The organism is Magnetococcales bacterium, assembly GCA_015231755.1.
Lineage (GTDB): Bacteria > Pseudomonadota > Magnetococcia > Magnetococcales > Magnetaquicoccaceae > Magnetaquiglobus.
Window position 1 is genome coordinate 15,917 of the sequence record JADGAZ010000008.1, and the last position, 22,188, is coordinate 38,104.

Consider the following 22,188-nt stretch of genomic DNA (forward strand, 5'->3'; position numbering starts at 1 on the left):
GTTTCGGGCGACGAGCGGGTATATTCCCCTGCTGTTTTTTTGTCGCTTTTGAAGCGGAAACCCAGACCGCTCCATCCGGTGACGTGATCCATCCGTTCCCATTTGATTTCGGATATTCTGAATCCATGTCCATCGAAAAAATGCGTATTTTTTCCGGAACCGCCAACCCCGAACTGGGACGCCGGATCGCGGAATACCTCTCGGTGCCCATGGCCAACGCCACGGTCCGACGCTTCGCCGATGGCGAAATCTTCATCCAGATCGACGAAAATGTGCGCGGTCGGGATGTTTTCGTGGTGCAACCCACCTCGAATCCGGCCAACGATCACATCATGGAACTGCTGATCATGGTGGATGCCCTGCATCGGGCCTCGGCGGGACGGATCACGGCGGTGATTCCCTATTATGGTTACGCCCGTCAGGACCGTAAAGAGGCCGGACGCACCCCCATCACCGCCAAACTGGTGGCGGATCTGCTCCACGCCGCCGGGGTGCAACGGGTGTTGACCCTGGACCTGCACGCCGGTCAGATTCAAGGCTTTTTCAACATGCCGGTGGACAACCTCTACGCCACGCCGGTGCTGTTGGCCGCGGTACGCAAATGGGGCATCGAGGACGCGGTGGTGATCTCCCCGGACATCGGCGGAGTGGTCCGGGCCCGTTCCTACGCCAAACGGCTGCATGTCGATCTGGCGATCATCGACAAACGTCGTCCGGCCCCCAACGTGGCCGAAATGCACCACATCATCGGCGAAGTGGAAAACAAACACTGCATCATCGTCGATGACATGGTGGATACCGCCGGCACCCTGACCAAAGCCGCCGAAGCCCTGTTGCGTCATGGGGCGATGTCCGTGGCGGCGGTCTGTTCCCATGGTGTGCTTTCCGGCCCGGCGGTGGAGCGCATTCAGTCGTCGGTGTTGACGCGCCTGCTGGTGACGGACACCATTCAACTGAGTCCCGAGGCCATGGCGTGTCCAAAAATCGAAATGCGCAGTGTGGCCCCGCTGCTGGGGGAGGCCATCCGCCGTATTTGCGACGAGGAGTCGGTGAGTTCCCTGTTCGTGTAAACGTGCATGATGGGGGGAGCCCCCCTCACCCCCAACCGTGAAAGCGAAAAACGACTTTCACGGCAAAATCAACCGCTGATTTTTCCATTTTGGGTGATCAGGATTTTCTTTAAGTAAAGGAGTGGCATCATGGCTATGATTATGGCTCAAACCCGTGAAGGTCTTGGCAAAGGGGCCTCCCGTCTCATGCGTCGCAATGCGCGCGTTCCCGCCGTGCTGTATGGTGGAACCCGCCAGAACCGCAATCTCTCCCTGGATCAAAAAGATCTGCTCAAGCTTCTGGATACCGAAGGCTCCGGACTGCGCACCCATCGCCAGGACATGGTGATCGATGGTGATGTCCGCGTGGCGGTGCTGCTGCGGGACTACCAGATCCATCCCGTGACCGGCATGCCGGTGCATGTGGACTTCATGCGTTTCGATCCCGACCAGATCATTCACGTCCGGGTTCCGATCCATGTGAGCGGCGAAACCAAATGCCCCGGCATCAAGGCGGGTGGCGTGATGGACGTGATCCAAAAGGATGTGGAAGTCCACTGCCGCGCCGATGATCTGCCCAATTTCATCGAAGTCTCGATTGCCACCTTGGACATCGGTGACGCGGTTCATGTCAAGGATCTGGAACTGCCCAAGGGCGTGGAAATTCCCCACGAGGACAACTTCACCCTGGTCACCATCGTGGGCACCCAGGCCGAAGCCGTTGACGCCACCGTCGAGGGGTGATCATTCGGTTTCGCTGCCACGCTGACTGACAGGATGATCAGGCCGTGAAGCTTCTGGTCGGGCTTGGCAATCCGGGCGAAACCTATGCCCGGACCCGTCACAATCTGGGACAGGATCTGCTCGCGGAGGTGGTCCGTCGTTTCGGAATGCCTGCCGGCAACAAGCGGTTCCAGGGGGTTTTCGGGGATGGACGGATCGAGGGGGAGCGGGTTTTCTGGCTGGTTCCCGAAACCTACATGAATCTCTCCGGGGAGGCGGTTGGCGCAGCCATGCGCTATTTCCGCCTGACCCCTCCCGATGTGATCGTGTTTCACGATGACGTGGATCTGGCCTGCGGCAAGGTCCGCATGAAAGCCGGCGGCGGCAACGGCGGACACAACGGCCTGAAATCGATTCAACAGATCATCGGATCTGCGGATTTTATCCGGGTGCGCCTGGGCGTGGGTCGTCCTCCACCCGGTATCGATACGGCCCGTTTTGTGCTGGCCGGATTCTCGCCGGACGAGCAGATGGCCCGTGATCGGTTGTTGGAACAACTGCCTCCGGTGGTTCCCTGGATACTCAAGGGGGATCTCAACGCAGCCATGAACCGTTTGGGTCTGGAGCGGGACAAGCCCCCCCATTCTTCTTAAAATCAACACCATTCAAGGAGCCCCCTCATGGCCGTGAGATGTGGCATCGTGGGACTGCCCAATGTGGGCAAGTCCACCATTTTCAATGCCCTGACCGCAGCCGGCGCGGAGATGGCCAACTATCCGTTCTGCACCATCGAACCCAATCAGGGGGTGGTGGCGGTGAACGATCCCCGGTTGGACGCCTTGAGCGCCCTGTTGAAATCCAAACGGACCATCCCGGCGGTGATGGAGTTTTTGGACATCGCCGGACTCGTGAAAGGCGCCAGCAAGGGGGAAGGACTGGGCAATCAATTTCTGGGTCACATCCGTCAGGTGGAAGCCGTGGCCCATGTGGTGCGCTGTTTCATCGACGACGACATCACCCATGTCCACGACAAGGTGGATCCGGCCCGTGACATCCAGATCATCGAGACGGAACTGATGCTGGCGGATCTGGCCGCTTTGGAGAAACGTCACAAATCCATCGCGCAAAAGGCCCGCTTCGGCGACAAGGATACCAAATCCCTGGCGGCCCTCTACGACACCCTGATGGCCGGACTGGACGCGGGCGTGCCCGTGCGACGCCAAAAACTGACCCCGGCGGATCAATTGGAGATCCAGGAATTGTTCCTGTTGACCGCCAAGCCGGTGATGTATGTCTGCAATGTGGCCGAGCATGAGGTGGCCGCCGCGCAGAAACCCGGCGCACATCCCCTGGTGGATGCGGTGCGCGCCATTGCCCAGGAGGAAGGGGCGGGCATGGTGGCCATTTGCGGCTCCATCGAGGCGGAAATCGCCGAGTTGAACGGCGAAGAGCGGCGGGCATTTCTGGAGGATCTGGGGCTGGAAGAGTCCGGATTGGATCGCATGGTCCACTCCGCCTATCATCTGCTGGGATTGATGACCTATTTCACCGCCGGTCCCCAGGAAGCCCGGGCCTGGACCATTCCCCAAGGTTCCACCGCCTATGACGCCGCCGGAGCCATCCACACCGATTTTCAACGGGGTTTCATTCGCGCCGAGGTGATCGCCTACAAGGATTACATCGCCTCGGGTGGGGAACTGGGCGCCAAGGAGAAGGGTCTACTGCGGGTGGAAGGCCGGGACTACCTGGTGGTGGATGGGGATGTGATGCACTTCCGGTTCAACGTGTGAACCCGAACGACCCCGAGCGCGCCGGGCTGGTGGTGACCACCGCCGATCCGGAGTTGCTCCCGGAGGCGGAAACCCTGGCGGCTAGGTTTGCCTTGCCTTTGCTGGCGTGGAACGAGACCGGGGATCGACTGGTGTTGAACGTGACTCGGGAACGCTGGGAACTGGTGGAGCGGGTTCGGGGTCGGGGCCAACCGGTTGGTGTGGAATTTTCCGCCGCCATCGCCCAGGCGCGGCGTCAGGAGGGGTTGCGTCAGACCCTGGCCCGGGCGGTGGGTCTGAAAAGCGGCGTGCGGCCCCAGGTGCTGGACGCCACACCCGGACTGGGACGGGATGCGTTTGTGCTGGCGGCCTTGGGATGCCGGGTGGAGATGGTGGAACGCTCCCCGGTGATTCACGCCCTGCTGGAAAACGGCTTGCAACGCGCTCTTCAGGCCGGACTTCCGGAAGCCGAACGCTTGACTCTGGCTCTGGGGGAGGCCAAAGAGCGTCTTGGCCGATCCGGGGATGGGTTTTTGGCGCCGGAGGTGGTCTATCTGGATCCCATGCACCCGGAACGCACCAAAGCCGCCCTGGTGAAAAAAGAGATGCGCCAGTTGCGCGCCGTGGTCGGGGACGATCCCGACGCCGAGGCCTTGTTGCACACCGCCCTTCAAGGGGCGCGTCAACGGGTGGTGGTGAAACGGCCCCGTCTCTCCCCTCCCCTGGCCGACAAGACGGCCCATGCGGTGGTGACGGGCCGGACCGTGCGTTACGATCTTTATTTTACAGCCTGATGCCCATCCAAAAGACCAAAAGCCTGCCGTACCGATCCACGTCACCCCACCTTTTTTTCCATGGAGATTCCCTTGAGCCATACCGGACTGCCCGGCATGGGCCTGCTGGCCCACTGCATGATCCGGGACCGCCATGCCTTGCGGAAACGATTGCTGGATTTGACCCGGCAAACCCGGAATCCCAACACGCCCCCCGAACCTGCCCGGCTGGAAGCCCTGCGTGCCGATCTGGAACGCTCCCGCGCCGAACGGGAACGCCGTCGCGCCGCCATTCCGGCCCTACGTTTTCCGGAGGATCTGCCCATCACCGAGCGTCGCGTCGAGATTGCCGAAGCGATCCGCAAGAGTCCGGTGACCATCGTGCGGGGGGCGACCGGCTCGGGAAAGACCACCCAACTGCCCAAAATTTGTCTGGAACTGGGCCTGGGCAGCGGGGGCATGGTGGGGGTGACCCAGCCGCGACGGATCGCGGCCCGTTCCATCGCCGATTTTCTGAGTCGGGATCTGGGGGGGGCCGCCGAGCGTCTGGTGGGACACAAGGTGCGCTTCAACGACCACACCGCCTCTGAGACCCTGGTCAAGATCATGACCGATGGGATTCTGCTGGCCGAAATCCAAAGCGATCGGCTGTTGACCCGTTATGAGGCGATCTTGGTGGACGAGGCCCACGAACGCAGCCTCAACATCGATTTTCTACTGGGTCTGCTCAAGCAGATCCTGCCCAAACGTCCGGAATTCAAACTGATCATCAGCTCCGCGACCCTGGACGCGGACAAGTTCGCCCGTCATTTCGATCAGGCTCCGGTGATCGAGGTGTCGGGGCGCACCTATCCGGTGGAGACCCGCTACCGCCCGAGGGTGGTGGAAGCCAGCGAGGAGAACGATCTGGAGGAAGCGGAAGAGTCGAGCCTGGAAAGCGCCGTGGTCAGTGCCGTGGCGGAGTTGTCCCAACCCGGCATGCATGGGGATATTCTGGTTTTTCTGCCCGGAGAGCAGCAGATCCGGGAAATCGGCGAAACCCTGGGCAAAGGAATGGGACCGGGGATCGACATTTTGCCCCTGTTCGCCCGTTTGTCGGGTGCGGATCAGGAGAAAATTTTTCAGACCGGGGGCAAACGGCGGGTGATTCTGGCCACCAACGTGGCCGAAACCTCCATCACCGTGCCGGGGGTGCGTTATGTGGTGGATTCGGGACTGGTGCGCATCAGTCGCATCAGCGAACGGATGCGCATTCAACGGCTTCCGGTGGAAAAGACCTCCCGTTCGTCGGCGGACCAACGCCAGGGACGGTGCGGTCGGGTGGCGGAAGGAATCTGCATTCGACTCTATTCCGAGGAGGATTACCTTTCCCGTCCCCAGTTCACCGACCCGGAGATTCTGCGCACGCCCCTGGATGCGGTGATCCTGCAAATGAAGGCCATGCGCATCGGCGAGATCGAGGTATTTCCCTTTGTCGATCCCCCGGCTGCCCGGGCCATTGGCCAAGGCATGCGTTTCCTGGAAGAGTTGGGGGCCATCGATGGGGATGGTCATCTGACCCACATCGGCAAACAGGTGGCCCGTTTTCCCCTGCCTCCCGGATTGGGACGCATCCTGCTGGAGGGGGGACAACGGGGACGGCTTCGGGAGATTCTGATTCTGGTTTCGGCCTTGTGTCTGCCGGACCCCCGGGAAGAACCCCAGGAACGGCGGGATACGGCCCGCCAGTCCCATGCCCGCTTCAAGGATGTCCAATCGGATTTTGTCGGCATTTTGAATCTCTGGGGGTTCATCCAGCAAGGCCGGGTGGATTATCCCTCCAACAACGGATTCCGCCGTTTCCTCAAGGAGAATTTCCTGTCACGGGTGCGGGTGCGGGAGTGGCTGGAGATTCACACCCAACTGGAGGAGATGAGCCGGGAGATGGGCTTGCGTCCCAACGAGACCCCCGCCACTTATGCGGAGATTCATCAGGCGTTGCTGCCGGGTCTGTTGGGCAACATCGGCTGCAAAAATGATCTCAAGGAGTTTGCCGGCCCTCGGGAGACCCGTTTTTTCATTCATCCCGGCTCCGCCCTGCACCGCAAGCCACCGGCCTGGATTGTGGCGGGGGAATTGGTGGAGACCTCCCGTCTGTATGCCCGCACCTGCGCCCGCATCGAGCCGGAGTGGCTGGAAGTGGCGGCGGATTCCTTGTGTCGTCGCTCCTACACCCTGGCGCACTGGGAAAAACAGCCCGGACAGGTGATGGCCACGGAACGGGTCACCCTGTTCGGCTTGATCCTGATCGCCAACCGCAAGGTCCATTTCGGGCCCATCAATCCGGTGGAGTCTAGACAGATTTTCATCCAGTCGGCCCTGGTCGAAGGACAGTTCAACTCCAGCGCGCCGTTTTTTGTCCACAATCAGGGTCTGATCGCCGAGGTGCGGGAACTGGAACACAAATCCCGCCGCCGGGATCTGCTCACTCCGGATCCGGAACGTTACGCCTTTTACGACGCCCTGCTCCCGGCCTCGATTCACAGCGCTCGCCGTTTTCACGAATGGTACGCCGAAGCCCGCAAAAAGGATCCGCGCATTCTGTATTTCGGTCGGGAGGATGTGCTGCGGCGCGACGATGGAGAGATCAGCGGCGAACGTTTTCCCGGTCATCTGATCATCGATGGTCAGGAGTTCGCTCTGGAGTACACCTTTGATCCCGGCGGCAACAACGACGGCGTGAATGCCCGCATTCCCCTGTCCCTTTTGAATGGTCTGTCTCCTTTGCCCTTCGAGTGGCTGGTGCCGGGACTGTTGCCGGACAAGATTCTGGCTTTGCTGAAATCCCTGCCCAAGTCGTTGCGCCGCCCCCTGGTGCCTTTGCCCCAGAGTGCCGAGTGGTGCATGAGTCAATTAACGAAACCTGTAGGCTCCTTGAAGGTTACGTTAATTCAATTATTGAAATCCAGAAACGGCTGTGATATCCCCCTGGACGCTTGGCAAGGGGAGACCTTGCCCGATCATCTGCGCATGAATTTTCTGATCGTGGACGACTCCGGCACCCGCGTGCTCGGACGGGGCCGGGATCTGGAGGCACTGCGCAGCGAACTGTGCTCCGACGCCCGTGAACGGCTCTACAAACTTCCCAAGACCGATTGGGAAAAAAAAGGCTTGACCCGTTGGGATTTCGGTCCGATTCCCGAACAGGTGATCCTGGATGCCGGCGGGATACGGATTCACGGCACCCCGGTTTTGCAAGACGACGGGGATTCGGTCTCCTTGCGGCTGATGAACGATCCAGTGGGCGCGACCGCCGTCACCCGACAGGGCTTGACCCGGCTGTTCATGCTGCATCTGGCTTCGGTACTCCAGGGGATCCGGCGCAGCCATCCCCTTTCCCACGAGGCCGCCATGGCCTTTTTGACCCTGACCATGGGCAAACCCGCTCCCCAGGTGGCCATGGTGGATCAGGTGATCGGACAGGCCATCACCCAGGTGTTTCTGCCGGCGGAAGGATCCATCATCCGCGATCCGGATGAATTTCATGCCCGACTGCAATCCGGACGCAACCGACTGGTGCCGGCGGTCGCGGCGGGCATGGCCCTGGCACAACGCATTCTTATCGCCTATGCCCAGGTGCGCCGCTCCATTCAGCAGGCTCCGCCCCCGGTCCTGAAAGAGGCGGTCCCGGACATCCGGGAACAACTGACCCATCTGCTGCCGGCGGATTTCATGCGCTCCACGCCTCCCCTCTGGCTGGAACGGCTGCCGGTCTATCTGCAGGCCATGCAGGTGCGTCTGGACCGCTGCGCCCGGGATCCGGTCAAGGATACCCGTCAGGCGAGCGAAACCGTGCGCTACTGGCAGGAGTATCGCAAACGGGCCGAACGACACGCCAAAGAGAATCTGCACGATCCGGAACTGATCACCTTGCGCTGGATGCTGGAAGAGTTTCGTATTTCGTTGTTTGCCCAGGAACTGAAAACCATCCTGCCGGTTTCCCCCAAGAGACTGGCGGCTCAACTGCAAAAAACCATCGCATGATCGCAAAAACAAAGCATCATCCACCCCTGTGCGACCCGGTGGGCTGTCGGGGCATGGCCTCTCTTGGCAACGCACCAAGCATCCTATATGATCTTGATCAGGAGTGAATCACTCCTCATAACCGGTGTCCAGATTGCCGGATGGGCCATTCCCGGCGCCCAACTGTGAAAAGTTCATTGTGGAATCCCCATGAGCCGTGGCAACAGCCAGAATCCGCATCAAACCGTACACGCCCTGACCCCAGATTCCGGCGGACAGAATGCCACGTTCATTCATCGCCAGTTGGACCGGTTGGGACTGGCAACGCCTTTGATCGTCCTGATCGCGGCTCTGGGGGTCATTGTGCCGTTTTATCTGCTTCAGGCCCGGCCCCTGGCGGAAAACAACACCTTCATGCAGCAACGTCAGGTGGCGGAACGGGTGATTCACGAGTTCAACGCCCTGGCGGGTCAAATCGACGCCCTACTGCTCACCATGCGGGATTGGACCCGGGATGAACGCATCAGCCTGGATGATCCGGAGTCCTTCAACGGTTTGCTGATTCCGGTGATTGAACAACATGCCCTGGTCAGCAGCATTCATCTGGCCACGGACGCCGGACGGGAACTCATGCTGCTCAAAACCCCGGACGGTTGGAAAAACCGCATTTCCCATCTGCCCAAAACGGCGAATCGTCATCATTGGTTGTTGTGGCGGGATGCCCGCACCCCAAGCGGCGAAGAGTGGCGGGAACAAGATTACGACATGCGCCGTCGCCCCTGGTTCATCGGCGCCTTGGAAAGCACCGAGGAAGAGCACATCCACTGGACCCCGCCCTATCAGTTCGCCACCACCAAGGAACCAGGCATCACCGCCTCGATGGGCTGGACCGATCCCAAATCCGGTCAACGTTATGTGGTGGCCTTCGACATTTTGTTGATGGACATGTCCCGGTTTACCAACCGGTTGAAATATGGACACCACGGTCAGGTCGCCCTGCTGGACGCCGAAGGCAAGGTTTTGGGACTGCCGCATCATGAGCGGTTCCAGAATGACGAGGATATCCGCAAAGCCGTCTTGCAAAAACCGGATGCTCTGGGTCTGACCATCCTGTCGGCTGCATTGTCCCGCGCCCAGGGCGGCACCGAACACGAACTGCTGACCATCCAACCGGACTCCAAAAACAATGAACCCTGGCTGGTGGGCATTCATCGCCTGTTGATCCACCAGCAGGCGTTCCGGGTGGTGACCCTGGCCCCCGAAAGCGATGCCCAGGCGGTTTCCGGCCATCTGGTGGCGGTGCTGTTCGGGGTGATGGGAACGATTGCCCTGGTGGCCATGCTGGCCGCCTTCGGTCTGGTGAACGCGGTACGCCGCTTGATCGAACGGGCCTTTGCCGATCTGGAGGCCAGTCATGTCAACGTCGAGGGGCAGACCGCCCGCCGCACCCTGGTGGCCAAGATCGCCGCGCGTTTGCAACAGGCCCATACCCCGGTACAACTGGCGCAAACCCTGCTATCCGAAATCGCTGTGCCCTTGAATCTGGGACAAGGCGTCTTGTGTCTGTGGGACGAAGAGTCCGGACAACTCTCCGCCCTGGCCCGATACGGTGGCGTCGGTCAAACCGGCGAGGATCTGGCCCAGCCTCTGGGACCACTGTTGCGGCAATGCGCGGTCAATCGGGTTCCCATCACCCTGAAACAACCCGGACAGGACTATTTCCGTATTCAATCGGGACTCGGCGACACCCTGCCGGCAGCGGTGTCGATTCTTCCGGTGGAGCATGGGGGGCGTCTGTTCGCCGTGCTGGAACTGGCCACCTTCCGTCTGTTGGAAGAAGCGGATCACACCTTGTTGGCGGATCTGCAACCCATCGTGGCCATGAGCATGGATATTCTGCTCAGGGCCGCCCGTACCACCGAACTGTTGGCCGAAACCACCGCTGCCGTGGAACGCAGCCGTCTGATTCTCGAAGCGGTCAACAACGGCATTGTGGGACTGGATCAGGATGGAGTCATCACCTTTGTCAATCGGATGGCTCTGGAGATGCTGGGCTATCGCGAAGAAGAGACCATTGGCCAACCGTTTCATTTTTTGATTCATCACAGCCATCCGGATGGTCGTCCTTTGCCCATCGAACACAGCCAAATCCTCAGAACCCTGCGGGACGGCAAACCCCGCTCCCGGGAAGACGAAACCTTCTGGTCCAAACAGGGTGAGTCTCTGCCGGTGGGCTGTTCCACCACCACCATCAATCGAAATGGACAAGTGATCGGTGCGGTGGTGGTATTCCACTTCAGGCGCGGCCACCATTTTCACGAAAGAGCCAAACGGTTGTCGGGCCTCATCCCCACCGAAACCCCATCGGGTTCCCAGGGAGCACCATGACCATGACCGTCGCTTTGAGAAACTGGTTGCTGCTCAAGCCCCGTCAGGCGATCCTGTTGGCCCTGCTGCTGGCCCTGTTGGCGGGTTTCCTGGCCAGTCATCTGTATCAGGATCTGATGGTGGAAGATTTCCAGATCCTGCTCGACGGTCAGGTGCAACGGGAGGCAGCGCGCCTGGAGATGGAAACCATACGCGGTCAGGCGATGGGGGTGGCTTCCCTGTTTGGTCTCAACGAACCTCTGCTCAAGGAACTGGTGTTGGGCAAGCGCACGCCCAACGATCCCGATGGACTGGCCCGCATGAAAACCGCACGGATCATGCTTGGCGCGGATGGCATCTATATTATGGACAACACCGGAAAAATCGTTGTCCACGAAACCGATCACGAATTGAGTGTCGGGAAGAACATCAAGTTCAGACCCTATTGGCAACAGGCCATGGCCGGCAAACGGAACGTCTATCTGGCCGTGGGATCCAAATCCGGGGAACGGGGCATTTATGTGGCCGACGCCATCCGGGAAGGCACCTCCCAAAGCGGGACGATCATCGGCGTGGTAGTGATCAAAATGCTGGGAGAGCAGCTCGATCAAAGGTTGACGGGATTTGGTGTCAAGGCGTTGTTGCTTTCGCCCCAAGGGGTGGTGTTCGCGTCCACCCAGGAGGAGTGGCTGTTTGCCATCAACGGTCTGCCCACGCCAACACGGATCGAGGAAATCACCAAGCTGAATCAGTTCGGCAAAGCCTACGAAAATGGTGGACTTCCCATATCCCTGCCCTTTGACGCCACCGCACCGGAAGTCTGGATCGACAACAAGCGTCACGTTCGCTCCACGGCGTTGCTGCACTGGAACGATCCAGCCGGGGATTGGTCACTGGTGCTACTGGGAGACCTGGAGCCTGTGGTTCCGACGTCGGTGATGGGCACCATGGGTATTTCGGCGGGATCGGGGCTGTTCTTTTTGTTGCTGGTGGGTCTGCGGGCTTTCCGGGAATCCCATGCCCGACGCGATGCGGTGGCCAAAACCCAAGACGCCGCCGAAAAACTGGTGGCGGAGGTCATGATCAAAAGTCGTCAGGCCGAGGTGGGCGCCTCCTTGCAGCAGGCCCGCAACCTGCCGGGACTGGCCCAGGCCTGGTTCAAACAACTGAGCGATTTCCTGCCCCTCCATCAGGCCACTTTTTATGTGCTGGAAGCCGATCTCTCCGACGGATCGGTCCTGACTTTGGCGGGGCGTTTTGGCGACGATCAGGCTCCGGCCCGGATCCCCCTCGGAGAAGGATTGCTGGGACAATGCGCCCTGGACCGTCAACCGTTGACTTTCGATCTGCCGCCGGATGATTTCTGGCATATCGGATCCGCCCTGGGGGAGTCCGTCCCCCGGGCCATGCTCATTCTGCCGGTCATGCGCAGCGAGCGTCTGTTGGGCATTTTGCAACTGGCTTCCCTGGATCCGGACTTTCCCGAACATCGAACCCAGATCGAAGAATTGACCCCGTTGTTGGCATCCAACCTGGAAATCCTGCTGATCGCCCAGAAAACCGAAGAGACCCTGGCCGACGCCCAACAGGTGGAAGCGTGGTTCATGGCCGTGATTGACGGCATTCCGGATCCCATTGTCGTGGTCAGCGACCAGGGACAGGTCATTCTGGCCAATCAGGCGGTACAACAGGAGTTCGGCCATGAGGGACCATTGCCCGATATCCTGCCTTTGACCCGATTGCTTCCGGATGGTTTGACGGGCACTCCCGGGGTGGTTTCGGCTCTGCACCGGGACCGCACCCTCTTCAAGGTCAGGGTGTCCACCTTTCCGGTTCCCGCCCATCCCCGTTTTCAAGGTGGAATCGGTCTGGTGGTCCAACGCCATCCGCTTTGACCCCCCGCAGACTTGGAAACCATAAAACGGTCAAGGATCAAGGCACCATGGCCCCGTCGTATCCGGTCATTTTCCGGATCGTCTCCAGGCGTTCCAACAGCAGTTTGACCGCCTGATGCTGAACTTTCACCTTCATTTCCGCGGGCAGCAGGGAGAAGTGTTTTTCTTCCAATTGAAAGATCAAACACTCGTGTGTGGCCACCACATCCGTGGAACGGACCTGACGGGCCACGAAGGCAATCTCTCCGAAGATGCTGCCTGCGTGCAAGCTGGCCAGCACCACCCCGGGACTGCTCCGTTTCACCACCTTGACCGAACCGGTGACCAGGACGAACAGGGTACGATCCATGCCCCCTTCGCAGATGATGTATTCCCCAGGTTGGCAAATCTTGAAAAAGCCATTATGGTAGACATGCGCCATTTCCTCGGGGGTAAAATCCCGAAAAAAATCGATGCCGGTGAGACTCTTTTTGATCGACTCCAACGCACCCATTGTTCAACCCTCCATTGCCCGCTGGAACCATATCATGCACACCGATTGGATCGTTCTTCCGGAAAAACGCCGCGCCATACACAACCCGACCGGTTTGATTCTTGAATTCCGGGCCAGCACCGACGGATCCGGCGCCATGTCGGTGGATACCCCCAATCCCGAAGCCCTGCCCGATTCCCTGCGCGACCAAGCCGAGGCGTTGGTGATGGAGGCGTGGATGCTTTATGCCGAGGCATCCGAGCGTGCATTGCGGGATGAAGCGTAACAAAATCGGCCTGTGAGGCCAAGGGGATCATTCGGCGGTGACGTAACAGGGGCATGGAATCTGGGTGATGGGAGCATCCGGATGATCCAGACGGACCGCCGTGAGTTTGCCGCCGTAGACACAACCCGAGTCCAATCCCAAAAATCGACCGGTGCGGTTCAATCCGGCGATGGCCCAGTGACCATAGACCAGTCGCTCCCGGCCCGGCCAATCCAGGAGATCATGCCACGCACGATAAGGGGAATTCGGTTCCAATCGAAAGGCCTCCCCCCCGCTTTTTCCGGGGATCGACCAGACCACACGGCCATCCGGTTGACAAATGCGTAGACGGGTCAATACCGACAAAACGAAATGCAGGCGGGCCTGTTCGTCATCCGGGCCGGGATCCTGATCGGGCAGTATCGCGGGGAATTGGGCAAAAAACGGACCGATGCGAGCGTCATCCAGAAACAAGGCGTGCAGTCGCCGTGCGCAATCTTCGACTGTTTCCGGGGTCCAACCCGGCAGATAACCGGCATGGACCATGCGCACGCCCAATTCGGCATCGTGATGGATCAATGGCAGCCCCCGCAACCAAGCGTAAAGTTCCGGCAGATCCGGGGCCTTGTCGAAAAAATGCATCTGTCTGGAAAAAGAACGATCCGGACGACCGCTCAACCCACTGATGGCCCGCACTTCGTGATTGCCCATCAAGGAGATGGCCCGATCTCCCAGATCCCGGACAAAACGCATCGTACCCAGGGAATCAGGCCCACGGTTGATGAGATCGCCCACAAACCGCAACTGGTCCCGACCGGGATGAAAATTCACGGCCTGCAGGAGGGTTTTCAACTCCGGCAGGCAACCATGCACATCTCCAATGGCATAAACGGCCACGCGGTATTCCCTTTCAGAAAGACGAACAGGGTCAATCCATCGGTTCCGTGTGCCCCCAGAGGGAATAGGGGGTATGGACCAGACTGGCGTTGAAATAGCGTGAATCGGTCGAGACCTCCCGGCCGATCCAGGATGGCAACGCCACCTGCTGGTTCTCATCGGCCAGTTCCACCTCGGCCATAATCAATCCCTGGTTGTCCCCGTGAAATTCATCCACCTCCCACACCACATCCCCGATGGGAATACGGTAACGAATTTTTTCGATCCAGGGACGCTCGCACAAGGAGTTGAGCAAAATCCGGGCGTCGGCCTTGGGGATTTCGTATTCAAACTCCAGCCTGGAATATCCCTCGGAGATTCCCTTGATGGTCAAAGTGGCCTTTTCCCCCGCGATGCGCACCCGCACCACCCGCTCCTTGACCGTGGACAGAAATCCCTGTTGATACTCCACCCCCTGCCCCAGTCCGCGCCAGCCATCGCCTTTGACCAGAAAACGGCGTTCAATCTCTTTGCCCATGACAGTTTCAGTTCCTTGTGAGATCAGGGTAGCAGATCCTCGGTCCACTCCTCGTCCATGCCCACGAGCGGATCATCCCCGCGCAAGACGGAAGCAAAAGCGAGCATGGCCTTGCGGGCGCTGCCGATGGGATAATAATAGGCGTCCCAGTTGTCATTGCCTTCCCCATCGTGCAACGGAATGACATGATCGAACTTCCAGGCTTCGCGCATTTCGGTGAGGGCGCTGGAACACCGTTTTTCAATCTCCTCCAGGTCGCGCAACGACAAATGCAGCTTCTGGCGTGCGGTGCGGTGCAACAGTTTGCGCCGTTGCACCTCGGAGACGAATTTGTTGAGGTCCACCCCGATGGGCAAGGATTTGATATACAGAATCTCTTCCCGGGACAAAGGCGAAAGAAAAATCGATACCGCTGGATATTGCTCGAACAAACCCGCCTCCCGCAGGCGACCCGGAACAAACGGATTGCCCTCGAAGAAGGGAATCTGTCCGGCATCGACAATCCGCTGAATCTGGGCCACTTCCAAAGCCTGCAACTCACCGCGCACGTCGGCGACGATAAAACCATCCTTGATCCGCATCGCCTCGATTTCGCCACGGGGCCGGAAGTAACAATCGACGCCTTCCTCCTCGCCCGGTCGCGGGGGCCGGTCGTTGAACAAAACCAATTGTTTGAACCGGGCCATCAATTCGGGATAAAACATCCGCATGCTGCGGATCAAAGGCCCTTTGCCGATGCACGACGGCCCGGCGACCAAAACAAAACGCTGCATCCAGGAACTCCTTTTCGCAAGACGCTTCCGGCCGGTGCGATCACCGGCCGGACGAGCGGATTCAATACTCCATGCTTACAGGTCCAACTCCCGCTTGAAGATGGCTTTGTGGATATCCCCCAGACTGACGATGCCCACCAGTTTGTCACCGTTTTCCACCACCGGAATGCGACGGAAGCGGTGCAAATCCATCTGAGAGGCGGCCATCAAAATCGGATCGTTGGGGGAGACGGAAAAAACCCGTGTGGTCATCAAATCTTCCACCCGTTTGGTGAGGATCTCCTCATAGGTCTCTTCCATGGACTCGAAGTCCATTTGTTTCAGGGGATCATGCAAAAAAGTGCGGTAGCCGGGCAACAGGCCATTGAGGATATCTTTCTCGGAGATGATTCCGATCAGTTTATTGCCTGCCTCCACCACGGGCAGCCCACTGATTTTGTTTGTACAAAGAATCGCCGCGACAGAGCGGACGGAGTCTTCCCTTTTCGCGGTACGCACGTTACGGGTCATCACGTCTTGAACGAGCATGGGCGTTATCCTTGATTGGTGTCTAACGTCTGGGAAAACACTCCCGGTAAGAGCCCAAGGGTTTCCTATAATCTGTAATTTGTCAAGCAAGAAAAATTTTTTCCTTGCCCGACTGCCCCTTTCCAAGACCCGAGGAATGGATCATCACCACAGCATCCTCGGGTCCCACGGGACCAAATCGATAGTATCCCCGACGCACTCCCACCGACACAAAACCCAATCCCTGGTAGAGCGCACGGGCCGCCATATTGGAAACCCGCACCTCCAGTACCACACACTGTCCCGGCTTGACAGCGACCTCTTGAATCAACGCCTCCACCAATCCCCGTCCCAACCCCTGGCGCCGGAAGGCGGAGGCCACCCCCAGGGTCAACAGATGCCATTCGTCGAACAACGGACGGGCCACCGCATAGCCGGCCAGGGTCCGCTCCCCGGAGATCATCACCTTGAGCCAGCCACCCAGACGGATCTCCTCCAGGAACATCTCGACGCTCCAGGGAGCATGCGAAATCTCCTGCTCCAAAGCGGCCACCTCACCCACAACCGTTGAATCCATCGGCAGAAAACGTATCATGCGCCTGCCATCCCCGCACCGGCTGGCTCTTTGGCGTCGGCCCGTCGCAAATACTGAGGCTCCAACGCCTCCACCGGCAGCAACGCCTCCCGATTCACACGCCCAGCCATCTTTCCCAGCAAAGCCACATCCAACGACCACCGTTCCGGATTGACCATTTCGCAACCATGATCCAACAGGGGTTGAAACCGGTCCGCGTACATAAACAGACCGTTACCTGTCAGACACAACCGGGTGCCGGATTGTTCCCGCAATCCAAGCAACTCCCTGGCCAACTCTTCCGGATTCCACACTCCCGGAGCCAATCGCACCACCGGATCCGGATAGGAATGACTCTCATACACGGCAGCATACACCTCTCCCCGACGTGCGTCGAGAATCGTCACGATCCAGCCTGGTTCCCCCGCACCCGCCGCCACCACTTCCAAAGTGGAAAAACCCACCACCGGCGTGCCCAGAGCCAAGGCAAACCCCTTGGCCATCCCCAAGGCGATGCGCGCTCCGGAAAAGGTTCCTGGACCCAGAGTCACGGCAAACCGTTCCACATCCGCCACCCGCCACCCGCACGAATGCATCAACCGATCCAACTCCATCGGGAGCATGGCCACATGTCCTTCCGGCCCCTCGAATCCTCCCTGGGCCACCACCCGCTCCCCATCGAGCAACGCCACCCCACCCCTGGAAAACGAACTGTCCATCGCCACGATTTTCATGCGAAGAATCGGCGTACCGCCTCCATTTCATGAGTGACCGGCGCAGCCGGCAGACCGGCCAGAAACAATTTGCCATACCATTTGTGGGTCAAACGGGGATCCAGCACCACCATCACCCCCCGATCCGCCGTGGTGCGCAACAAGCGTCCAAGACCTTGTTTCAAAGAGAGAATCGCCTGTGGCAACGACATTTCGCGAAAGGCATTGCGACCGTTCAATCCCATCCAGCGTTGTCGGGCCGCCACCATGGGTTCACCCGGAGAGGCGAAGGGCAATCGATCCACCACCACCAAAGAAAGAGTCTCCCCCGGCACATCCACCCCCTCCCAGAAACTGGACACCCCAAGCAGTACCGAAGAGGTCTCTTTCTTGAAGGCGTCCAGCAAAGCCCCCTTGGCCGCATCCCCCTGACTGAAAACCCGATAGGGAATCCGTCCCTCCAACCCTTCCCGCACCAGTTCCAGCATGCGAAAACTGGTGAACAGACACAAGGCCCGACCCGAACTGATCGTCAACAAAGCGAGAATTTCCGCCACCACCGCCGAGGCGAATCCCGGATCCACCGGATCCGGCAAATGGCGCGGCAGATACAACAGGCTGCGGGTCGCATAATCGAACACCGGGGGCAGACAGCATACCGTCACATCGTCGGGTTGGAATCCCATCTGCTCTTGAAAGAAAACAAAACCCTCCGGTCCCGGAGAAGAGGTCAAGGTGGCCGAGGCAAAGATGGCGGTCTTGGCCCGGGGATGCAACAAGTCCCGCAAAATCGGTCCGGTCTCCAGGGGCGCGGCGGAAAGAAAAATCCCCCGATTGCGGGTTTCGTACCAGTAAACCCGTGACGGATCGTTCAAGGCGCGAATCAACCGGGTGGCGTCCTGCATCTCTTCGGCGCGCCGACCGCAGGCCGCCAAGCCCACCGAACGGGCACGATGGGATTCCAACGCCTCTCGAAAATGGTGCAAGGCCAACTCCACCGCGTGAATGGCATGGCCCGGTTCCTGATCCAGATCCTCCCGGGTCAGGCCGATTCTTTGATCTTCCATGGGAAAGGCGTTGCGCAACCGGAAGGTGGCCTCTTCCATGCCGGCCAATGCCCCCATCAGGGCATCATCCCCGCCTCCCACCTCCTCGAACTCCCGGCGGGTGTCCCGGACCAGATCCCGAAGCTTGTAATTGCTGATTTCAATGGCGAAAAAACGGGTGGCCACATCCGGGATCCGGTGGGCTTCGTCAAAGACCAGGGCGTCGTATGCCGGAAGAATCTCCCCGAAGCCCCCCTCCTTGACCGCCAGATCGGCAAAAAACAGATGATGATTCACCACCACCAGATCCACCGCCCTGGCCCTCTCCCGGGCACGGTTGAGAAAACAGGCCCCGTGATCCGGACATTTGCGACCCGGACAATGATCCCCGCCGGTGTGAATGGCCGACCACAGCACCAATCCCTCCGGCATATCCCGGAACTCGTCCCGTTCTCCGGTTTCGGTTTTTTCCGCCCAGGCCTCCAACCGCAACGCCCACTCCCGTTCCCGTTCCGGAACCGGCAGACCCGCATGCCGAAACGCCCGATAGCGATAAAGGCATAAATAGTTGGCCCGCCCCTTCAAGGCGGTAGCGGTGAAAGGATGCTCCACCGCCTGTCGCACCAAAACCAGATCCTTTTCCATGATCTGATCCTGCAACGCCTTGGTGGCCGTGGAAACGATCACCTTGCGACCCATGCTCAACAAGGGCAGCAGATAAGCCAAGGTCTTTCCGGTACCTGTCGGAGCCTCCACCATCAAGGTTCCCCCGGCGCGGGCGGTCTCCACGACCCGATGGGCCATGAGGGTCTGAACCGGTCGGGTTTCGTATCCATGGAGCGTGTTGGCCAGACGACTGCCGGAACCGAACAGCCCATCCACCAAGGTTTCAACATCCGAGGTTGTCATACTGCATTCTCAAAATCGACGGTCGATATAAAGATTGCAGGGTAACCCCGATTCAGGGAAAGTCGCAAGCATTGATGCCGCCCCACTCCTTTGTTAGAATCCCCTCTCATGGAAATCGCCCGCACATTCACTTTCGACGCTGCCCACCACTTGATCCACCACGACGGCAAATGCCGCCGTCTGCATGGTCACGGCTATCGGCTGGAACTGGTTTTCTCCGGACAGCCCCGACTCCCTGCCCCGGATGAGCCGCAATCCGGCTTTTTGGTGGATTTCGGCATCATCGATCGTCTGGTGCGTCAGGAACTGATCCAACAAAAACTGGATCACTACCTGCTCAACGAAACCCTTCCCGAACTGCCCTATCACTCCACCGAATATGTGGCGGCCTGGATCGTGGGCTGGTGCATGACCCATCTGGATGGACGGAGCGAACTGGGAACCACCCGAATCGCCCGGGCGCGACTGTGGGAAAGCGAACGGGCCTGGGCCGAAGCCACCCGGGAAGACGCCATTGGACTCGGATTCGCCCCCCCTTGAATCACGACGCTTCCCCACTTTATCCGATCTGTGACATTTTCGTTTCGATTCAGGGAGAAGCGAGCTGGACCGGGCGTCCCATGGTCTTCGTGCGCGCCTGGGGATGTCCCCTCTCCTGCCCCTGGTGCGATGAACCGCTGCATCGGGATCCACATGCCCGACAACTGCTTACCCGCGAAGCCATCCTCGCCGCCGTGGCCCAGGTGGCTCCGGGACTGTTCAACGTGGTGCTGACCGGGGGGGAACCCCTGGCTCTGCCGGATCTCTCCGGTCTGGTCTCCGCCTTCCAGCAAAACGGCTACTGGGTGGCCATGGAAAGCAGTGGTCAAGGTGGCCCCCTGCCGGATCCCCCGGTGGATTGGCTCACCCTCTCCCCCAAAACCCCGCTGCCGGAATCCTTTTATCAGGCCGCCAACGAGATCAAATACATCCTGGGGGCCGATTCGGGTTCTCCGGCCCTGATCCTGGAACAAGCCGCCCGGCACCCCAATGTCTGGGTCCAGCCCCGCGCCCGGGGAGACGCACCGGATCCCAGGGCCGTGGCCCGTTGCCTGGATTTGACCCTTCAGGCCAAAGGACGGCTACGTCTTTCCTTGCAAACCCACAAGTATATCGGCGCACGCTAAAAAAAATCGGATCCGGAAAGGATCATCCTCCCGCTTCTTCCCGCAGGGCGCTCCACAGTTGGGGAATGGTCTCGTCGTGACGGCCCTGCACATAAAATCCCTCGCCCCCATCCGCCACGGTCCGGGCGAGCATGGTTTTCCAGGGGCGGAAATAGTAGTCCGGATTCTGTTTGCCCGGCTCCTGGTTCACCGTGGCGGGCAAAGGCTTCAAGTCGCAAACCAGAGTGGTGAACCGGGAGATGGAACGCCTTTCCGACGCGGCCACGTTGCGCACCATGGACAGCGCCTTGAGATAGACCTCCGGAGCCATGACCGCGCTACCGAAATTGATCACCACCCCCTCTTCAAGACGCTCCAACAGGGCGGCGAATCGCAAAAAATCCCGGTGGCTGGTCTGGCCATAAGCCGCGCCGTCGCAGTTGGCATGGGGATGGATGATGTCATGGCCGATGCCCACATGCACCGTGGCCACCACCCCGTGACGCCATGCCCCGGCCAAAAGACTTCGGTTGGCATAGGGATAATCACCCTGGGCGATCTCCTGCCCCACCGCCTCCCCCAGTCCCAAACCGTTTTGGGCCGCCGTGGTAATGATGTCGTTCAACCGTCCCGTCTCTTGCCACATGCCAAACTGGCCATCGCGAATGTAACGGGCCACGCTTTCCGTGGTGGCCCCGATCAGCGCCAGCTCAAAATCGTGGATCACCACCGCGCCGTTGACCGCCATGCCGGTGATCCATCCCTGTTCAAACCAGTCCAGCAGATAGGCCTGCACCCCGGAACGGGGCACATGTCCCCCGAGCATCAACACCACGGCGGCCCCACATTCCCGGGCCTTGAGGATCTGCCGGGCCACCACCCGCAAGGAATCGTGGATCACGGGTCGCGGGACAAGGGGAAGCAGACTGGAAAGGTCCATGTCGTGTTGCCGTTCCGCCAGAGGTCTGAGCCGTAAACGACGACAATCAAATTCACGATAATCAGCGCGGGGCATGATCGAGCCTCACTGGGGGGATGTCGGGAGAGATGCTACCAAAAACGGGGAATAAAGTCCGCGTCATTCGCGAAACGCAAGGTATCGCCGGACTGTTCGATCACAAACAATCCTTTGCGAATGGCAAAGCGGGAGACATTCTCATCGATCACCATGGCCGCCACCGCGCCAATGGCCCGTTTGTCCGCATAGGCTGGCAGAAACGCCTTGAACTCCTCCAAACGGGCCAAATGTTCCCGCACATCCTCGATGGAAAGCTTGCTTTTGACTTCAACCAGCACCACGGCATCGGTATTCACCACGAACAGGTCGATTTCCAGATGACGACTACCCGGCAGATCCGCCTCCACCCGACGGCTCACCATGTGGACCGGAATCCCCCGTTGCGCAAATAGGGTCTTGCAGGCCGGCGCCACCAAGCCTTCCACAAACTCCCCCAGACGACTGCCCAACCGGTCCAACTTGCGATCCGTCTCCTTCATTTGCGCGCTGGTGGCCTTGATCATACGGTCGGTCTCTTGGAGCTTAAGGTCGGTCTCCTTGAATTGCAGGGCAGTCTCCTTGAACTGCCGGTCGGTCTCCTGCATTTTCCGATCAGTCTCCTTGAACTGCCGGTCGGTCTCCTGAAACAAAAGATCCAGTTTGGCATTTCGTTCACGATTTTCGCGAACCATGGCCTGAAACATCTCCCAGACACTATCAAAGGTGGCGGCTTGTGGCATGGCGATTACTCCGGGTTGTCGCGGATTCATGAATCACAGCATACCCGATTTTCAC

The 22,188-nt window shown here is 59.5% G+C and carries 21 protein-coding genes; 11 read left to right on the forward strand and 10 right to left on the reverse strand.

The window, feature by feature from the left end:
* Nucleotides 1–131: 131 nt before the first annotated feature.
* From HQL98_06840 to HQL98_06875, 8 genes are all read left to right on the forward strand, one after another.
* Nucleotides 132–1,070 (forward strand): ribose-phosphate pyrophosphokinase, encoded by a 939-nt coding sequence (locus HQL98_06840; protein ID MBF0271759.1) that lies wholly within the window; start codon nucleotides 132–134, stop codon nucleotides 1,068–1,070.
* A gap of 129 nt (nucleotides 1,071–1,199) precedes the next feature.
* Nucleotides 1,200–1,793, forward strand: a complete 594-nt coding sequence (locus HQL98_06845; GenBank protein MBF0271760.1) for a 50S ribosomal protein L25/general stress protein Ctc — start codon at nucleotides 1,200–1,202, stop codon at nucleotides 1,791–1,793.
* 44 nt (nucleotides 1,794–1,837) lie between these two features.
* Nucleotides 1,838–2,425 (forward strand): aminoacyl-tRNA hydrolase, encoded by a 588-nt coding sequence (locus HQL98_06850; GenBank protein ID MBF0271761.1) that lies wholly within the window; start codon nucleotides 1,838–1,840, stop codon nucleotides 2,423–2,425.
* Between the two features lie 27 nt (nucleotides 2,426–2,452).
* Complete coding sequence (gene ychF, locus HQL98_06855) at nucleotides 2,453–3,562, forward strand: redox-regulated ATPase YchF (protein ID MBF0271762.1); 1,110 nt, start codon at nucleotides 2,453–2,455, stop codon at nucleotides 3,560–3,562.
* Between the two features lie 26 nt (nucleotides 3,563–3,588).
* The gene (locus HQL98_06860; GenBank protein MBF0271763.1) at nucleotides 3,589–4,335 is read left to right on the forward strand and encodes a class I SAM-dependent methyltransferase; all 747 of its coding nucleotides are present in this window, start codon (nucleotides 3,589–3,591) and stop codon (nucleotides 4,333–4,335) included.
* A gap of 72 nt (nucleotides 4,336–4,407) precedes the next feature.
* On the forward strand, nucleotides 4,408–8,337 hold the full coding sequence (hrpA, locus tag HQL98_06865) for an ATP-dependent RNA helicase HrpA (GenBank protein MBF0271764.1): 3,930 nt from the start codon (nucleotides 4,408–4,410) through the stop codon (nucleotides 8,335–8,337).
* Between the two features lie 189 nt (nucleotides 8,338–8,526).
* Nucleotides 8,527–10,704, forward strand: coding sequence for a PAS domain-containing protein (locus HQL98_06870; protein MBF0271765.1), 2,178 nt, complete (start codon nucleotides 8,527–8,529; stop codon nucleotides 10,702–10,704).
* Nucleotides 10,701–12,578, forward strand: coding sequence for a GAF domain-containing protein (locus tag HQL98_06875; protein MBF0271766.1), 1,878 nt, complete (start codon nucleotides 10,701–10,703; stop codon nucleotides 12,576–12,578). The genes HQL98_06870 and HQL98_06875 overlap by 4 nt, the downstream gene beginning before the upstream one ends.
* A gap of 37 nt (nucleotides 12,579–12,615) precedes the next feature.
* Here the strand turns inward: HQL98_06875 and HQL98_06880 are convergent, their stop codons facing one another.
* Entirely contained in the window at nucleotides 12,616–13,071 is a 456-nt protein-coding gene (locus HQL98_06880) for a cyclic nucleotide-binding domain-containing protein (protein ID MBF0271767.1), read from the reverse strand.
* A 34-nt stretch (nucleotides 13,072–13,105) separates the two neighbouring features.
* Here HQL98_06880 and HQL98_06885 point away from each other — a divergent pair, with 34 nt between their 5' ends.
* Nucleotides 13,106–13,336 carry a hypothetical protein gene (locus tag HQL98_06885; protein MBF0271768.1) on the forward strand — a complete coding sequence of 77 codons (231 nt, stop codon included), beginning with the start codon at nucleotides 13,106–13,108 and terminating at the stop codon, nucleotides 13,334–13,336.
* Nucleotides 13,337–13,363: 27 nt separating this feature from the next.
* On the opposite strand, the gene HQL98_06890 is transcribed toward HQL98_06885, so the two are convergent.
* The 7 genes from HQL98_06890 to HQL98_06920 all read right to left on the reverse strand — a co-directional run bounded on the left by HQL98_06890 (nucleotide 13,364) and on the right by HQL98_06920 (nucleotide 19,251).
* On the reverse strand, nucleotides 13,364–14,212 hold the full coding sequence (locus tag HQL98_06890) for a symmetrical bis(5'-nucleosyl)-tetraphosphatase (GenBank protein MBF0271769.1): 849 nt from the start codon (nucleotides 14,210–14,212) through the stop codon (nucleotides 13,364–13,366).
* A 31-nt stretch (nucleotides 14,213–14,243) separates the two neighbouring features.
* Complete coding sequence (locus tag HQL98_06895) at nucleotides 14,244–14,729, reverse strand: CYTH domain-containing protein (GenBank protein MBF0271770.1); 486 nt, start codon at nucleotides 14,727–14,729, stop codon at nucleotides 14,244–14,246.
* Between the two features lie 23 nt (nucleotides 14,730–14,752).
* Nucleotides 14,753–15,502: a hypothetical protein gene (locus tag HQL98_06900; protein MBF0271771.1), complete on the reverse strand. Its 750-nt coding sequence runs from the start codon at nucleotides 15,500–15,502 to the stop codon at nucleotides 14,753–14,755.
* A gap of 75 nt (nucleotides 15,503–15,577) precedes the next feature.
* Complete coding sequence (locus HQL98_06905) at nucleotides 15,578–16,012, reverse strand: CBS domain-containing protein (GenBank protein MBF0271772.1); 435 nt, start codon at nucleotides 16,010–16,012, stop codon at nucleotides 15,578–15,580.
* A 100-nt stretch (nucleotides 16,013–16,112) separates the two neighbouring features.
* On the reverse strand, nucleotides 16,113–16,604 hold the full coding sequence (gene rimI, locus HQL98_06910; GenBank protein ID MBF0271773.1) for a ribosomal protein S18-alanine N-acetyltransferase: 492 nt from the start codon (nucleotides 16,602–16,604) through the stop codon (nucleotides 16,113–16,115).
* Nucleotides 16,601–17,317 (reverse strand): tRNA (adenosine(37)-N6)-threonylcarbamoyltransferase complex dimerization subunit type 1 TsaB, encoded by a 717-nt coding sequence (gene tsaB, locus HQL98_06915; protein ID MBF0271774.1) that lies wholly within the window; start codon nucleotides 17,315–17,317, stop codon nucleotides 16,601–16,603. The genes rimI and tsaB overlap by 4 nt, the downstream gene beginning before the upstream one ends.
* A complete protein-coding gene (locus HQL98_06920) occupies nucleotides 17,314–19,251 on the reverse strand; it encodes an ATP-dependent DNA helicase (protein ID MBF0271775.1) in 1,938 nt (645 codons plus the stop codon). Before HQL98_06920 ends, tsaB begins: the two co-directional genes overlap by 4 nt.
* A 108-nt stretch (nucleotides 19,252–19,359) precedes the next feature.
* Between HQL98_06920 and HQL98_06925 the strand changes: the two genes are divergently transcribed.
* On the forward strand, nucleotides 19,360–19,791 hold the full coding sequence (locus tag HQL98_06925; protein MBF0271776.1) for a 6-carboxytetrahydropterin synthase: 432 nt from the start codon (nucleotides 19,360–19,362) through the stop codon (nucleotides 19,789–19,791).
* On the forward strand, nucleotides 19,788–20,417 hold the full coding sequence (locus HQL98_06930; GenBank protein MBF0271777.1) for a 7-carboxy-7-deazaguanine synthase QueE: 630 nt from the start codon (nucleotides 19,788–19,790) through the stop codon (nucleotides 20,415–20,417). Before HQL98_06925 ends, HQL98_06930 begins: the two co-directional genes overlap by 4 nt.
* Before the next feature lie 22 nt (nucleotides 20,418–20,439).
* On the opposite strand, the gene HQL98_06935 is transcribed toward HQL98_06930, so the two are convergent.
* Together HQL98_06935 and HQL98_06940 are read right to left on the reverse strand one after the other, a co-directional pair.
* A complete protein-coding gene (locus HQL98_06935; GenBank protein MBF0271778.1) occupies nucleotides 20,440–21,411 on the reverse strand; it encodes a hypothetical protein in 972 nt (323 codons plus the stop codon).
* Nucleotides 21,412–21,446: 35 nt separating this feature from the next.
* On the reverse strand, nucleotides 21,447–22,133 hold the full coding sequence (locus HQL98_06940) for a DUF3782 domain-containing protein (protein MBF0271779.1): 687 nt from the start codon (nucleotides 22,131–22,133) through the stop codon (nucleotides 21,447–21,449).
* Between the last annotated feature and the right edge of the window lie 55 nt (nucleotides 22,134–22,188).